17 protein-coding genes and 1 pseudogene are annotated in these 13,698 nt (G+C 62.3%); 15 read left to right on the top strand and 3 right to left on the bottom strand.

The window, feature by feature from the left end:
• Together ACFC3J_RS18875 and ACFC3J_RS18870 are read left to right on the top strand one after the other, a co-directional pair.
• The coding region (locus ACFC3J_RS18875) for a class I adenylate-forming enzyme family protein (RefSeq protein WP_375197615.1) at positions 1-787 on the top strand (787 nt) is incomplete at its 5' end.
• A gap of 43 nt (positions 788-830) precedes the next feature.
• Positions 831-1,613 (top strand): SDR family NAD(P)-dependent oxidoreductase, encoded by a 783-nt coding sequence (locus ACFC3J_RS18870; RefSeq protein WP_102999846.1) that lies wholly within the window; start codon positions 831-833, stop codon positions 1,611-1,613.
• A gap of 7 nt (positions 1,614-1,620) precedes the next feature.
• On the opposite strand, the gene ACFC3J_RS18865 is transcribed toward ACFC3J_RS18870, so the two are convergent.
• Complete coding sequence (locus ACFC3J_RS18865) at positions 1,621-2,331, bottom strand: GntR family transcriptional regulator (RefSeq protein ID WP_375197614.1); 711 nt, start codon at positions 2,329-2,331, stop codon at positions 1,621-1,623.
• Positions 2,332-2,456: 125 nt separating this feature from the next.
• On the opposite strand from ACFC3J_RS18865, the gene ACFC3J_RS18860 reads away from it, so the two are divergent.
• The 11 genes from ACFC3J_RS18860 to ACFC3J_RS18810 all read left to right on the top strand — a co-directional run bounded on the left by ACFC3J_RS18860 (position 2,457) and on the right by ACFC3J_RS18810 (position 10,655).
• Positions 2,457-3,308, top strand: a complete 852-nt coding sequence (locus ACFC3J_RS18860) for a fumarylacetoacetate hydrolase family protein (RefSeq protein ID WP_375197613.1) — start codon at positions 2,457-2,459, stop codon at positions 3,306-3,308.
• Between the two features lie 54 nt (positions 3,309-3,362).
• Entirely contained in the window at positions 3,363-4,319 is a 957-nt protein-coding gene (locus ACFC3J_RS18855) for a VOC family protein (protein ID WP_375197612.1), read from the top strand.
• A gap of 5 nt (positions 4,320-4,324) precedes the next feature.
• Entirely contained in the window at positions 4,325-5,065 is a 741-nt protein-coding gene (locus ACFC3J_RS18850) for an alpha/beta fold hydrolase (protein ID WP_375197611.1), read from the top strand.
• Positions 5,062-5,838: an SDR family oxidoreductase gene (locus ACFC3J_RS18845; protein WP_375197610.1), complete on the top strand. Its 777-nt coding sequence runs from the start codon at positions 5,062-5,064 to the stop codon at positions 5,836-5,838. The genes ACFC3J_RS18850 and ACFC3J_RS18845 overlap by 4 nt, the downstream gene beginning before the upstream one ends.
• Position 5,839: 1 nt before the next feature.
• Positions 5,840-6,394: an NADPH-dependent FMN reductase gene (locus tag ACFC3J_RS18840; protein WP_375197609.1), complete on the top strand. Its 555-nt coding sequence runs from the start codon at positions 5,840-5,842 to the stop codon at positions 6,392-6,394.
• Between the two features lie 62 nt (positions 6,395-6,456).
• Positions 6,457-7,620 carry an acyl-CoA dehydrogenase family protein gene (locus ACFC3J_RS18835; RefSeq protein ID WP_066563004.1) on the top strand — a complete coding sequence of 388 codons (1,164 nt, stop codon included), beginning with the start codon at positions 6,457-6,459 and terminating at the stop codon, positions 7,618-7,620.
• Positions 7,621-7,630: 10 nt separating this feature from the next.
• Complete coding sequence (locus ACFC3J_RS18830) at positions 7,631-8,089, top strand: hypothetical protein (RefSeq protein ID WP_375197608.1); 459 nt, start codon at positions 7,631-7,633, stop codon at positions 8,087-8,089.
• The gene (locus ACFC3J_RS18825; protein WP_375197607.1) at positions 8,086-8,475 is read left to right on the top strand and encodes a MaoC family dehydratase; all 390 of its coding nucleotides are present in this window, start codon (positions 8,086-8,088) and stop codon (positions 8,473-8,475) included. Before ACFC3J_RS18830 ends, ACFC3J_RS18825 begins: the two co-directional genes overlap by 4 nt.
• Positions 8,476-8,493: 18 nt before the next feature.
• Positions 8,494-9,048, top strand: a complete 555-nt coding sequence (locus tag ACFC3J_RS18820) for a VOC family protein (protein WP_375197606.1) — start codon at positions 8,494-8,496, stop codon at positions 9,046-9,048.
• Between the two features lie 27 nt (positions 9,049-9,075).
• A complete protein-coding gene (locus tag ACFC3J_RS18815) occupies positions 9,076-9,903 on the top strand; it encodes an alpha/beta fold hydrolase (RefSeq protein ID WP_375197605.1) in 828 nt (275 codons plus the stop codon).
• On the top strand, positions 9,900-10,655 hold the full coding sequence (locus tag ACFC3J_RS18810; RefSeq protein ID WP_375197604.1) for an SDR family NAD(P)-dependent oxidoreductase: 756 nt from the start codon (positions 9,900-9,902) through the stop codon (positions 10,653-10,655). Before ACFC3J_RS18815 ends, ACFC3J_RS18810 begins: the two co-directional genes overlap by 4 nt.
• Before the next feature lie 22 nt (positions 10,656-10,677).
• On the opposite strand, the gene ACFC3J_RS18805 is transcribed toward ACFC3J_RS18810, so the two are convergent.
• Positions 10,678-11,736: a hypothetical protein gene (locus ACFC3J_RS18805; protein WP_375197603.1), complete on the bottom strand. Its 1,059-nt coding sequence runs from the start codon at positions 11,734-11,736 to the stop codon at positions 10,678-10,680.
• An 87-nt stretch (positions 11,737-11,823) separates the two neighbouring features.
• Positions 11,824-12,348, bottom strand: a complete 525-nt coding sequence (locus ACFC3J_RS18800; RefSeq protein WP_375197602.1) for an ester cyclase — start codon at positions 12,346-12,348, stop codon at positions 11,824-11,826.
• Positions 12,349-12,508: 160 nt separating this feature from the next.
• Between ACFC3J_RS18800 and ACFC3J_RS18795 the strand changes: the two genes are divergently transcribed.
• Both ACFC3J_RS18795 and ACFC3J_RS18790 read left to right on the top strand, forming a co-directional pair.
• Positions 12,509-12,964, top strand: a complete 456-nt coding sequence (locus tag ACFC3J_RS18795) for a nuclear transport factor 2 family protein (protein WP_279729296.1) — start codon at positions 12,509-12,511, stop codon at positions 12,962-12,964.
• 39 nt (positions 12,965-13,003) lie between these two features.
• A pseudogene (locus ACFC3J_RS18790) lies at positions 13,004-13,698 on the top strand (membrane-bound PQQ-dependent dehydrogenase, glucose/quinate/shikimate family); the annotation flags it as partial.

Raw genomic sequence — 13,698 nt, 5'->3', positions numbered from 1 at the left:
CTTCGTCACCTTCCATCAGGCCATGATCACCCATCCCGATTGGGCCAGGACCGACATGTCGTCGGTGCGCCTGCAAAACAGCTGCTTCGCCTTCATGCCGGATCGCGTGGGTCAGGCCTATCGGGAGAAGGCGCCCAACATGCTTCAGGTCGGGACCATGGGCATGACCGAGGCGGCCGGCATCGTCACCACCGGCGGCTATACGATGGACCCGGAAATGGGCTTCAGGAAGCTCGGCTTCCCCCTGGCCGGTATAGAGATGAAGATCGTCGATCCCGAGACCGGCGAGGAAAAGGGCGTGGACGAGCGCGGCGAAATTCTCATTCGCGGCTACAATCTGTTCGACGGCTATTACAAGGATCCTGAAAAGACGGCGCAGGCGCTGGACGCCGACGGCTGGTATCACAGCGCCGACATCGGCTCGATCGACGAACATGGCCATGTCATGTTCCACGGCCGGTTCAAGGATATGTTGAAAGTGGGCGGGGAAAATGTTGCCGCGGCCGAAGTCGAGGCGGTGCTGGCGACCCATCCGGCGGTCCGTCTGGCGCAGGTGGTCGGGCTGCCGGACGAGCGGCTGGCGGAAATCCCCGCCGCCTATGTCGAACGCGAAGGCGATGTCGAAGTCGAGGCGGAGGAACTCATCACCTATACCCGCCAGCGCCTCGCTTCCTTCAAGGTCCCGCGCCATATACGTTTCATCGACGAATGGCCGATGTCGGCATCGAAGATCCAAAAGTTCAAACTGCGCGGTGCGTTGATGGACGAACTGGGCCTGAAGGACTGAAACACTGCGCATCGACGCCATGGATCTATGTAGGGAGAGTGACATGCGGGTGATCATTACGGGTGCTGCAAGCGGCATCGGCAGGGCCTGCGCCGAACTGCTGGCGGCCGGGTCCGTGATACCGGGCGAACATCAGATGCTGCTCGCGGATCGCGATGCGGCCAATCTGCAGGTCGTGGCCGATGCGGTCGGCCCCGCCGCTGCGACCTGCGTGGTCGATCTCGCCGAACCGGATTGCGGCGACAGGATCGTGGCTGCCGCGCTCACCCATATGGACGGGATCGACGCCGTCATCAGCAATGCTGGCGTCATCATGGGCGGCGCACTGGCCGAACTGCCGATCAGCGATTTCGACCGCATCTTCGCCATCAACACCCGCTCGTCCTGGCTGCTGGGAAAGGCTGCCCATCCGCATCTCAAAGAAAGCAGGGGCGCCTTCGTCGCGACTGCATCCATGTCGGCCACCCAGCCCACGCCCGCGCTCGGCTTCTATTCCTCCAGCAAAGCCGCGCTGCTGATGATGATCCGTCAGCTCAGCATCGAATGGGGTCCGGACGGCATCCGGTGCAATACGGTGTCGCCCGGCCCCACTTACACGCCGATGACCGCTGCGGGATATAAGGACCAGTCGCGGCGCGACCAGCGGGAAGCCAATATCCCCCTGCGCAAATTAGGCGTGGCCGAGGATGTCGCTCAGGCGATCCTGTTTCTGATCGGCCCTCATGCTGGCCATATCAGCGGCGTCGACCTGCTGGTCGATGGCGGCATGAGCAATATGCTGATGCCTGCCAGCGGCGGTGGGACCGGTCAGAACAGGCAGAGCTGAGATGGGATCAAAGGACCCGATCCGCGACAACAGCCAGTTCGGCATGAGGTCCGCCCAAAGCATTTTGCGGGTCGATAAGCACCCGCGCGGTAGCCATCAGATGGTCCGCCAGCAGCGCCACGGCACGGTCAGCGTCCCGCGCCAGCGCCGCGTCGACGATCTGCGCATGTTCCTGAACCAGATCCCGGTCGCCACGGGCCAGAGGTACAGTGAGATAGCGGTAACGTTCCGACTGGGCATAGAGCCAGTTGCGCATCTTGAGCAGCCATGGACTGTCACACGCCGCGACCAGGGCGTGATGAAAGGCCGCATGCGCGTCGGCATAATCTTCGTTCAGACGGACCGCCTCCTGCGGGTCGCGCGTCGGGGTCCTGCTCAGCCTATGGGCCGCACTGACGATGGAGGTTTCCCAGTCCAGGCCACCTTTCTCAATGGCGCGCCTGAGGCATTGTCCCTCAATGTCGCTGCGGACCCTGACCAGATCGGTCAGATCGCCGATCGATATCGGTGTCACCCGGAATCCCCGGGCATCGTCCTGCGTCACAAAGCCTTCGGACGTCAGCCGGGACAGGGCTTCACGGACAGCCCCAAGGCTAAAGCCCTGGGTTTCGGTGATATCCTTGATGTTGATCTTCGCGCCGGGCACCAGCCGGCACGTCAGAAGATCGTCGCGCAACTGGCGATAGGCGCGCTCGGTCAGGCTCAGCTTCTTCGTCATCGAAAGAACTATATCAGCTTCGCTGCATGTGGCAATTCGATAAGATGTATTTTATAGCTTGAAATATATTTCATGATGACCCATGCCATAGGCAGCGGTTTGAAAGTTTCCCAGGAGGTTTGAATATGCGGTTGGCGAAGGTGACAAGGAACGGGGCGGTCGGTCTGGCAGTGGACTCCGGTGCGGGCGTCAAGGCGCTGTTCGGTGACGCTGCGCTCTATGATCTGGATGCCCTGATCGCCAGCGGAAGCACTGCGCTGACGGACGCTGGCGCTAGGGTGAGCCGCGAGGGCGAAGAGGTGAAGGTGGAAGACCTCATCTTCCTGCCGCCGCTGGTCAAGGCGCCGAAGATTCTCTGCCTTGGTCTCAATTACAAGGATCATGCGGCGGAAGGCGGCTTTGACGTGCCCGAATTTCCGACCGTGTTCGGCCGTTTCAATTCGAGCCTCATCGGCCATGGCGCACCGATCATCAAACCGCCCTGTTCCGATCAACTCGATTATGAGGCGGAAATGGTCGCGGTCGTCGGCAAGGGCGGGAAGAATATCAGCAAGGACGACGCGCTGTCGCATATCGTCGCATATTCGGTGTTCAACGACGGTTCGATCCGCGACTATCAGCTCAAGACGCCGCAGTGGACGGTCGGCAAGAATTTTGACGATACCGGCGCCTTCGGCCCCTGGCTGGTCACGGCCGACGAACTGCCTGCGGGCGGCGCCGGTCTCAAGATCGAAACCCGCCTGAACGGTCAGGTGGTGCAGAGCGCGAACACCTCGGACATGGTGTTCGACGTCGTCGACACGGTCGCCCTGCTCTCCACCTGCTTCACGCTGGAGGCAGGCGACGTTCTGGTTATGGGAACGCCGTCGGGCATCGGCCTTGCCCGGAATCCTCCGCTGTTCATGAAGGATGGCGATGTGTGCGAAGTGGAAATCGAGAAGATCGGCCTGCTTGTGAACCCCATCAAAGCAGCCTGATCGAAAGGCCGGGTGCCGTCCCATGTCGGCGCCCGGCCAGCCAAGGAGGGAAGGATGAACCAGAAAAGCCCGTCGGGACGCCGCGCCAATGTTTTGGGCGTCCATTCCATCGATCATTTCGCGGTCGAAGTGCCCGATCTGGAGGCAGCGCGGACATTCTACACGCTCTTCGGGCTTGAAGTCCGGGACAGGAATGGCAAGCTGGAATTATATGCCGCCGGCAATCCACATCGCTGGGGCGTGCTGAGCCAAGGCGCCGACACCAAGCGCCTGCGCCATCTGAGCTTCGGCATATACCCCGATGAGGTCGACGCGTTCGCCGCCCATCTCGACAGCTGCGGCGTCACCCGCATCGACGCGCCCGAAGGCGCCGAAACCGACGGCATCTGGTTCGCGGGCTTTGATGGCCTGCCCATCAATGTCCGCGCTGCTGACAAGGCGACGCCATCGGAAAAAAGCCATTTCACCTTCACCAGTGCGGCCCCCGGCCAATCCGGCGCCATTCCCAACAGCAAGGCGCCGAAGGTCCACCCCCGCCGCCTTTCCCATTTCGCGATCTTCACGACCGACGTGAATGCCGCGATCGATTTCTATGAAAAAACGCTTGGCCTGCGCCTGTCCGACAAGAGCGAACCGGCCGTCGCCTTCCTGCACGGCGTCCATGGTAGCGACCATCACCTGCTTGCTCTCGTCCTTTCCGATCGGCGGGGCATGCATCACAACAGCTGGGACGTCGGGTCGGTGATGGAAGTGGGTCTGGGCGGCGCGACCATGGCGCGGGCGGGCTATGGCCCCAACTGGGGTGTGGGCCAGCATGTTCTGGGCGCCAATTATTTCTATTATGTGCGCGATCCCTGGGGCAGTTTCAGCGAATATTCGGCCGATATAGACTTCATCCCGCATGATGTTGACTGGCCGGCTGCCAATCATGCGCCGGAGGACAGCATGTTCCTGTGGGGACCTGACCCGTTCCCAGAATTCATCCAGAACACAGAACCGGCGGAGGCCTGATCGTCATGACCACATTCCTACTTCTCCATGGCGGCGGCATGGGCGGCTGGACATGGAAATATGTCCGCGAACTGCTGGAAGCCAGGGAACACAAGGTCTACACCCCAACATTCACCGGCTTTGGCGAGCGCGAACATCTGATCGGCCGCGATGTCGGCAATGCGACCCACGTGCGCGACATCGTCAATGTCTTCAAATATGAGGATCTGCGCGACGTCGTGCTGGTGGCGCACAGCTATGCCGGAACCGTCGCGCCCGGCGTCATTGCTGAGGTGGGCGACCGCATCGCCAGGATCATCTATCTCGACGCCATCGTGCCCCGGTCGGGGGAACGGATCGCGTCCCTCATGGGCTATGTTCCCGAAGATCAACTCGCCGCGCTGGATGCTATGCTCGAAGCGGGCGAAGGCCCGGTCGGTTCGGGCGTACATGAAATGCAGCGAGCGGCCGCCAAGGAGCATCCACATCTCATGGACCCGGCGCGGGAGAAATGGCTGCTCGACAATCTGTCGGACCAGCCGATGAAGGCGACCGCCTGTGTCATCCCCGTGGGTGCCGAGACGATCACCCAGCCCGTCGACTATATCGCGGCGGCCGTCACGGTAATGACCGCCATGCACGACCGGGCGCGCGAACTGGGCTGGACCATCCATGACCATCCGGGCGATCACGCCCTGCTGGTGGGCGATCCCGAGGGTACGACCGACCTCATTCTGAAGATTGCCGCCGCGGGAGCAAAGGCATGAATGCGGCCGAACTGTTCTCGGTAAAGGACCGCGTCGCCATTGTCACAGGCGGCTCGACCGGCATCGGCCGCCATATCGCGACCGGCTTTGCCGCTGCGGGCGCCAAGGTCTATATCTGCGCCCGGACGGAAGCCAAGGTGATGGCGGCCGCGGCCGAGATTGCGGCCACGACGGGCGGCCACTGCATCGGCCTCGTCGCGGACCTGTCGACGCTCGCCGGGATCGAGGCTCTGGTCGCGGCGGTATCCGCGCGGGAGCAGGCCGTGCATGTCCTCGTGAACAATGCAGGGACGATGGCGGACGCGCCCATCGACGACTATGGCGAGAGCGAATGGGATCCGGTCATCGACCTGAACCTGAAGGCGCCCTTCTTCACCCTCCAGAAATTCCTGCCCCTGCTCCGCGCGGGCGGTACGGCGGAACGTCCAGCATCGATCATCAACATCGGGTCGGTCGGCGCGCTCAAGGTGGGACCCAAGGAAAATTACGCCTATCAGGCCTCCAAAAGCGCGATCCACTGGATGGCCAAGGGCCTCGCCAAGCGGCTTGGCCACGACAATATCACCGCCAATGTGATCGCGCCCGGTTTCTTCGAATCCGAGATGACGGTCATCACCTCCGACGAGATGCGCAAGATGGTGGAATCGATGGTCCCCCGCGGCCGCGTCGGCACGCCGGAGGATCTGGCCGGGGCAGCCATCTATCTCGCCTCGCGCGCGGGCGCCTATGTCACCGGATCGATCATCCCGGTCGAGGGAGGATTGTCGATCTGATATGACCCAGCTTCATTTCGTCGCCATTGGCGGCACCATGCGCGCCTATTCCTCCACCGAGCGCGCGCTTCGCAAGGCGCTAGCCATCGCAGAGGAACGCGGCGCGCGCACGACGCTGCTGGCCGGTGGCGATATCGACTTTCCGCCTTACGCGCCTGAAAATCCGGATCGTTCGGACGCGGCGCGACGCTATGTCGACGTCCTGCGGTCGGCGGATGCCGTCATCATCGGCTCACCGGGTTACCATGGCGCGATCTCCGGCTTCGTGAAGAATGCGCTCGATTATGTCGAGGATATGAGTCGCGACGAGCGCTGCTATTTCGACGGCCTTCCTGTGGGCTGCGTGGCAACGGCGGCAGGATGGCAGGCAGCGGTCACCACGCTCCAGCAACTGCGGATGATCACTCATGCGCTGCGCGGCTGGCCGACGCCGCTGGGCATCGCCATCAACACCATCGGCGGCGAAGGCGACCCGATCGAAAACGCGCCTATTCCCGATCAGTTGGGGATGATGGTGGGCCAGCTGTTCAGCTTCTGCCGACGGCCTGCCCTATAGTTGGATAGGTTCGCAACGCGTCCGACAGGCGCTTAGTCGTAGGGCCACTAACGGGAACGACGATGGATTTTTCACTCACCGAGGAACAGCAGGCGTTCAGGGACATTGTCCGCCGCTGGGTCGATGCGGAAGCGCCCAAGGACTGGATGCGCGCGCTGGAGGCCGACGAAGAAAATTATCCCTATGCGCTGTGGGACAAGATCGCCGAGCAGGGATTTTTCGGGATAGGCATCCCCGAGGAATATGACGGGCTGGGCGGCGACGTCATGATGCAGATGATCTTCGCCCGCGAATTCGCGCGAACGGCCGGTGGCCTGCTGTGGGTCTGGGGCCTCACCTCCTTCGGCGGTGCGAAGACGATCGGCGCGGTCGGCACGGAGGAGCAGAAAAATCGCTGGCTGCGTCCCATGGCACAGGGCAAGCTCCGCGTCTCGCTGTCGATGACCGAGCCCGATGGCGGCACCGATGTTCTGGGCGCGATGAAGACCCATGCCGAAAAGGTCGAGGGCGGCTGGAAGCTGAACGGCGCCAAGATGTGGACGACCGGCGCCAAGGCCGCCGACAGGCTGCTCGTCCTCGCGCGCACCGACAAAAATGTCGAGAAGAAGCATCATGGCCTTACCATGTTCTTCGTCGACGCCAAATCGCCCGGCATCACCGCCTCGCTCCTGCCCAAGCTCGGCATGCGCGCCATGGGCTCGTGCGAGGTTCATTATGAGGATGTTTTCGTCCCCGACGAAGACGTGCTGGGTGAACCTGGACAGGCTTGGTACGCCATGCTGCCCACGCTCAACAATGAGCGGATCATGGTCGGCGCACAGTGTCTGGGCGCGATCGACGGGGTGCTGGAAGACGCGCTGGAATATATGCTGCAACGCAAGGCGTTCGGCGGCATTATCGGCCGCTTCCAGATTTTGCAGCATTATGTCGCGGACATCGCGACCTGGCAGAAGCTCACGGAACTGCTCCTTTACAATGTCGCCTGGATGCAGAGCAACGGCATGCCATGCGGAACCGAAGCGAACATGCTCAAGATGGTCGCCACGGAAAATGCGGTGAAGGCTGCGGATCTGGGTATCCAGATACTGGGCGGCATGGGCTATTCGGCGGAAACCGACATGCAGCGTTACTGGCGCGATCACCGCATTTTGCGGATGACGCCGATCAGCAATGAAATGGTGCGCAACACGATTGCCGAAAGCCTCGGCCTGCCGCGTTCTTTCTAAGGAACCCGCCATGAGCGATCTTGACGATCTTCCCCCCGCACCCGACGCCGCCGGCACTTCGCTGGATGGCACCAGGGTCTTTACCATCACGGCCGAGGAAAATGCCGCCCTGTGCCGCTCGACCGGTATAGAGCCGGCCTTGGACGGAAGCGCGCACCCGATCTATTATTATATCGCTACCCAGGTCGCGATGGGCAAGACGGTGGCCGGCGTATGCCAGGCATGCGAATTCGATGTCGAGGATGGCCCGATGATGGGCAGCAGCGGCGTGCGGTTCGATGCGCCGCTGAAGGTCGGTGAAAGCTACAAGGTGACCGGAGAGATTCTCAGCCTCGTCCGCAAGCGCAGCCGCAAGCTCGGCGTCATGGATGTGATGACCTATCGCCTGCGCCTGCACCTGCTCGATGGAACGCAGGTGCTGGAAACCGATAATGTGTGGGTTTTGCCCCGCAAGGAGTTCACCGCATGAGCTACGCCATCGGAGACGCGCTGCCGCCCTTCACGATCGAGAGCGTCAGCCCGCAAGCCATGAAGGAGTGGGCCGTGTTTCTCGCCGATCCCAACCCCATCCATCTCGATGTCGAGGTGGTGAAGGCGAAGGGGCTGGGCGACCGGGTCATCAACCAGGGTCCGATCAACGTCGCCTATATGATGAACATGCTGATGCGCGCCTTCCCTGGCGGACGGATCAAGGCCATGGATTCGCGATTTCTGGACAATGTCTATGGCGGCGACCGGGCGGTGGTGACGGGCAGGGTCGCGGCGATCGACGGCAATCTCGTCACCTGCGAATTCTCGCTGGATGTCGATGGCCGGGGCACGGTCAATTCCGGCACGGCCACGGTGGAACTATAAGAGATGAGGAGAAAGTAAATGCCTAGCGGACCTTTTGCCCATGTATGCATGGTCGTCAGCAATCTGGAAAAGGCGATCGAAGACTGGACCAAGATCTTGCGCGTGCTTGATCCGGCGTCGCTGGAAGAACGTCTCGTCAAATATGATGAGTTTTCCAGCGGTGCCGATGCGGGCATGAAGTGGGCGACGTTCGTCAACAATGGCGGCACGGAAATCCAGTTCATTCAGCCGGCCCCCGGCACGCCCATGGGCGATCGCCTCGAAAAGGTCGGCGAGCATGTCCATCATCTTTGCTATGCCACCGACGACGTGCCGGGCGCGATGGAGAAATTGCGCGCCGAAGGGCTGCACCTGCCCGGCGGCGGTCAGACCTTCAACGATCCGGACATGACCTGGCAGAAGTGGAGCTGGGTCGGCCACAAGAGCACCCATGGCTGCCTGATCGAAGTCGCCTCGCCCTATGAGAGCCGCAACGACGGCAAGTGGCACCACGCGCCCGGCAAATTCGCCTATAAGGGTCCCGGTGAACACCCGTCATTCGCGGAAATGGTGCCGCCGGTTGCTGCCGAATAGATGCGCGGTTCCGTCATGACGACCCCAATGCGGATAAGCTTGCCGGGTGATGGGCTGGAGATGGTCGCGGACGCCTATGGCGACCCGGCTGCTCCGCCTGTCTGCTTCTTCCATGGCGGCGGCCAAAGCCGTCGCTCCTGGGCGGGGTCGGCCCGGCGGGTCGCGCAAGCCGGCTATTATGGCCTGACCTTCGATCTGCGGGGCCATGGCGACAGTGGCTGGGCCAGCGACGGCGACTATCTGCTGGAAGCTTATGGCCGCGATGTCGAAGCCATCATCCATGCCCTCGGCAGGCCGATCGCCCTGGTGGGGGCTTCGCGCGGCGGGCAATCGGCGCTGGTGGGTGGGTCGCGCCACGCCGATCTGGTGCGCCTCATCATGCTCGCCGACGTCGCGCCCTATATCGTCGATACGGGGGTGGAGGACATTCGCGGCTTCTTCCGCGCCAGCGACTGCGGTTTCGCGTCACTGGAGGAAGCTGCCGATGCGCTGCACGCCCACCTCGGCCAGCCCCGCCTGGCAGACGTTTCCGGCCTCGCCAAATCGATGCGCGAGGAAGATGGACGCCTGTTCTGGCACTGGGACCCGCGCACGACGGCGCCGGAATTTCTTCATCCCCCCTCGGAAGGGGAAGCGCTCATTGCCGCTGCCCGCCGCGTAAAATCGTCACTTGTCCTTGTGAAGGCGGAACTGAGCGAGATCGTTTCGGACGAGAGCGTCAGGCAGTTTCGGGCACTGGCCCCGCAACTGGAGGTCGAGATCGCCCATGGCGTCGGCCACATGTTCACCGGCGACCGCAATGATGCCTTTGCCGATCGCCTGCTCCACCATCTGGCCCTTCATTTACCGTTATGATGAAGGGCGCGGCCTTCGTCGTCGGCGGAACCGGTGGCCTTGGCAGTGCGATCTGCCGACGGCTGTCGACCGAATGGGGTCATCTCGCTATCGGCTACCGGTCCAGCAGTGAAAAGGCACTGGCGATCGCGGCGTCTCTTCCAAATAGTTCTTGTGAGACGCTGTCCGTTACGTGCGATCTTTCCGATCGCGCCTCGATAGAGTCCGGCATCCGCGAGACAGTCGAGCAGTTCGGCGCCATCGGCACGATGGTCTTCGCTAGCGGGGTCGAAATCGCCCAACCCTTCGTCAGCGAGATCAGCGAAGACCAATGGCGCGAAGTCATCGAGATCGAACTGGTCGGCTTCACCCGCATCGTGTCCGCTACGCTTCCCCATTTCCGCGCTCAAGGCTTCGGCAATTTCGTTACCGTCGTTTCGGTCGCGAACTACTGCTTCCCACCCGGCGACGCCCTCTCCTCCGTACCCAAGGCGGGGATGGAAGCCCTGGGCCGCGCGATCGCCAAGGAGGAAGGCCGCTACGGCATCAGGGCGAATATGGTCGCTCCGGGAATCATCGATGCCGGCTTGGGCGCCGACTTCCTGAGATCGCTTTATTCGCCTGAAATCTGGGAAGCGCAGCGCAAACGCATTGCCCTGCAACGCTTCGGCAGCGGCGAGGATATCGCCGAAGCCGTGGCCTTTCTGGCCTCGGAAAGGGCGCAATATATGACCGGCCAGACCTTGATCGTCGATGGGGGCTTCAGCCTCTAAAAGTCGGCGGTAAGGGTCCCGCTCAGCCCAGCAGGCGCTGCGCCGCCACGCCATCGCCCCAATTATGGATGCGCTCCCAGAAGCGGACGCGGGTGGGCGCGAAATTGTGCATATGCGCCATGCGGGGACACACGAAGAGTTGAATGTCTTCCGCGCTCTTATAGGCCCTGGGTTCGGCTAAAGGGTCTGGCACGACATCGCGTTCGCCCATGGCGATCAGCACAGGCACGCGTATGGCGGCCGCTTCCAGCGCCACCGCGCCCGGCGCGACCATATATACACCGCATGGGGGCGTGGTCGCCGAACGCCATTCGGGCAGCGGATCGACCAGCCCTGCGGACGCCATCATGTCGAGCGTGACGATGTCCGCAGGTTCATCATCATGGTGAAAAGACCATTGAAAGGGATGCTCACCTGCCCGTGCCGCCGCCTGAAGCGCCTCGGCGTCGCCCAGCGTCACGCCCGGCGCTTGCGCCAGCGCGGCCGCGTTCAGGACATGCGGCGCGTCGAGCGATGAGCGGCGCGAAATCCAGGGCCATGCGGCCGGAGGCTGTCCCGGCCGGGTCGGCACGACGGTATGGATGCCGCTATAGCCCAGCACGCCGATGCCGTGAAATGTGTCGTGATTGCCCTGCGCCACGATGGTGAAGCATCCGCCCATCGATTGGCCTATGCCAAGGCATGTGGCATCGACGACCGGGGGCAGCCCATCGACGAGGGTGCCCGCTTCCAGCCGTCTCATGACCTGGCGCACCATGGCGTCGTTGGCCGCCGAGACATTATCGAGATTGAGGGCATTGCCTTCGGCGATGGTCGACTCGCCAAATCCCAGATGGTCGCAGGTGACGAAAATCCATCCGCGTTCGCAATGGAAACCCGCCTGTCCGCCGCCGGACCCATCCGGCATGTCGAAACTGAAATAGCGTCGGCAATAGCCCCCGCCGGGGAAGGCGAAGCAGACGGTCATGGGGTTGGTCAGTGTCGCAAGGTCCGGCAGATGGACCGTGACCGCCATGTGCGCCGCCATGCCGAGGTCCGCTGCATCGCTGACATCGATCCTGAGGTCGACAGACCGCTTCATGCCCTTATCTTCCCTTTCCGGCCGAATTCCAGACCAGCCCCCTTCACCGATCCGGCGCGCCCTCGCCGCGCCGGATCGGCCTGTTGGTCACTTATAGGGATCGACGGGCTGGGGAACGTCGATGACTTCCAGATCCTTCAGCATCGTCAGCACGTCGGAGATCGAATAGATGTGATCGATCTTGTCGCCGCGGAATCGCAGCCACGAGAACCACAGCACGTTCAACTCGTTCCCGGTCGGCTGGACACCCATATAGGGACCGCCGGTATGCTTGCCATGATGGTGACACAGGACGCAGATCTCGTCCTCGCCGCGGCCCCAAGCCTTCAGCGTGCGATAGATGCTGGGCGGGAAGGTCTTGTAGAGGCCCTGCGGCGAGGTCTTCCACACATGATAGGTGCCAAGGTCGGGCCGGTTCGGGTTGTCGTAGGTCATCGTGTCGGTATTGAAGAATGCGTCCATTCCGTCCCAATCGCCGCGATTGATGACTTCATGCAGGTCCATCCAGTGATTGACCATGAACGCCTGCCGCTCGGTCAGCCCGGCTGTGATGTCTGCCCGCTTCTCCTTGGACAGGACGAAATCGGCTTCCGTGAACGGGGCGAGGCCCATAATAGTCTCCTTGATCAAAAACGGCCCGCGGGATCGGTCCCAAGGGCTGTGGTTTCTTCCGCATAGCCACCGCGATCGGCACCTACCTAATGGAAGGCGGCGAACCTCCTCCGCTGTGCCAGCGGAGATTCTATAGAATGAGTGAGACGGAGGAGAGGCCATGACACTGACCCTGCAGGAGATGTCGGACCGGTTCGAAATTCAGGACCTGATCGTAGGCTATTGCTACGCAGTGGATACACGCGACTGGGACGCGCTGGACCGCTATTTTACCGACGATGCGGTGATCGACTATTCCGAAATGGTGGGCGTCGTCGGAAGCCTTGCGGAAATCAAGGAATTTCTTTCGGCAAGCCTGACGCCGATCCTGGCCTTTCAACATGCCGTGTCCACCATCCAATATCAGATCACGGGCGATCACGCGAAAACCAAAACCGCCTGCTACAATCCGATGACGGTAAGCAATGGCGAAACGACCGATACTTTGGTCTTCGGTCTCTGGTATCATCATGAATTCGTCCGCACCGCGCAGGGCTGGAAGATCAGCCGCCTCTATGAGCAGAAGTGCTACCGGATCAATGTGCCGGACTGGCTCGCGGCCCAATTGCCCGCCTGAATTCCTGCCACGCCTTTCCGGATTCCGAGGGGGAGCTCGATGCGCCGCTTTCTGAACATGCTGTTCGTTCTGCTTCTGCTTCTCGCAGGTCTGTCGCTGCTCTGGCTGGGCGGGCAGCTCGCGCTGCTCGGCGGGTCGATCTGGTATTGCGTGTCCGGCGTCGTCATGACGGTCACCGCGTTTCTCGGCTGGCGCCGTTCGCCGCTCTCGATCACCCTCTATTGGGCCTTTCTCATCGCCAATCTGGGCTGGTCGCTCTGGGAAGTAGGACTGGACGGCTGGGCGCTGGCGCCTCGGTTGGCCATGCCCGTCGCCATGGGCTTCTACATGCTCACCCCCTTTTATCGGCAATATGTCGGGCTTGGTCGCCCCCTGCCTGGCGCCCGCGCGCTGTGGCCGGCTCTTCTCCTGCTCCTCATGGGCGGGGTCGGCAGCGCTTTCTGGGCGGATCGTTCGCCGCCGGCGTCCGGCACGCTCTGGGGCACCGCACCTGCACAAGCAGCCGATGGCGACTGGGTCGCCTATGGCAACGACCGGGGCGGGTCGCGCTACTCGCCATTAGCGCAGATCACGCCCGCGAATGTCGGCAATCTGGAAAGGGCGTGGACCTACCACACCGGCAAGCTGACAGACGGCAAGCAAGGCACCGCCTTTCAGGCCAATCCGCTCAAGGTGGGCAATCGCCTTTTCCTGTGCGCGGGCAATAATGATGTGATCGCGCTCGACCCCGAAAC

This window comes from Sphingobium sp. (assembly GCF_041987595.1).
GTDB lineage: Bacteria > Pseudomonadota > Alphaproteobacteria > Sphingomonadales > Sphingomonadaceae > Sphingobium.
This window is presented reverse-complemented; position numbering and strand designations above follow the sequence as displayed.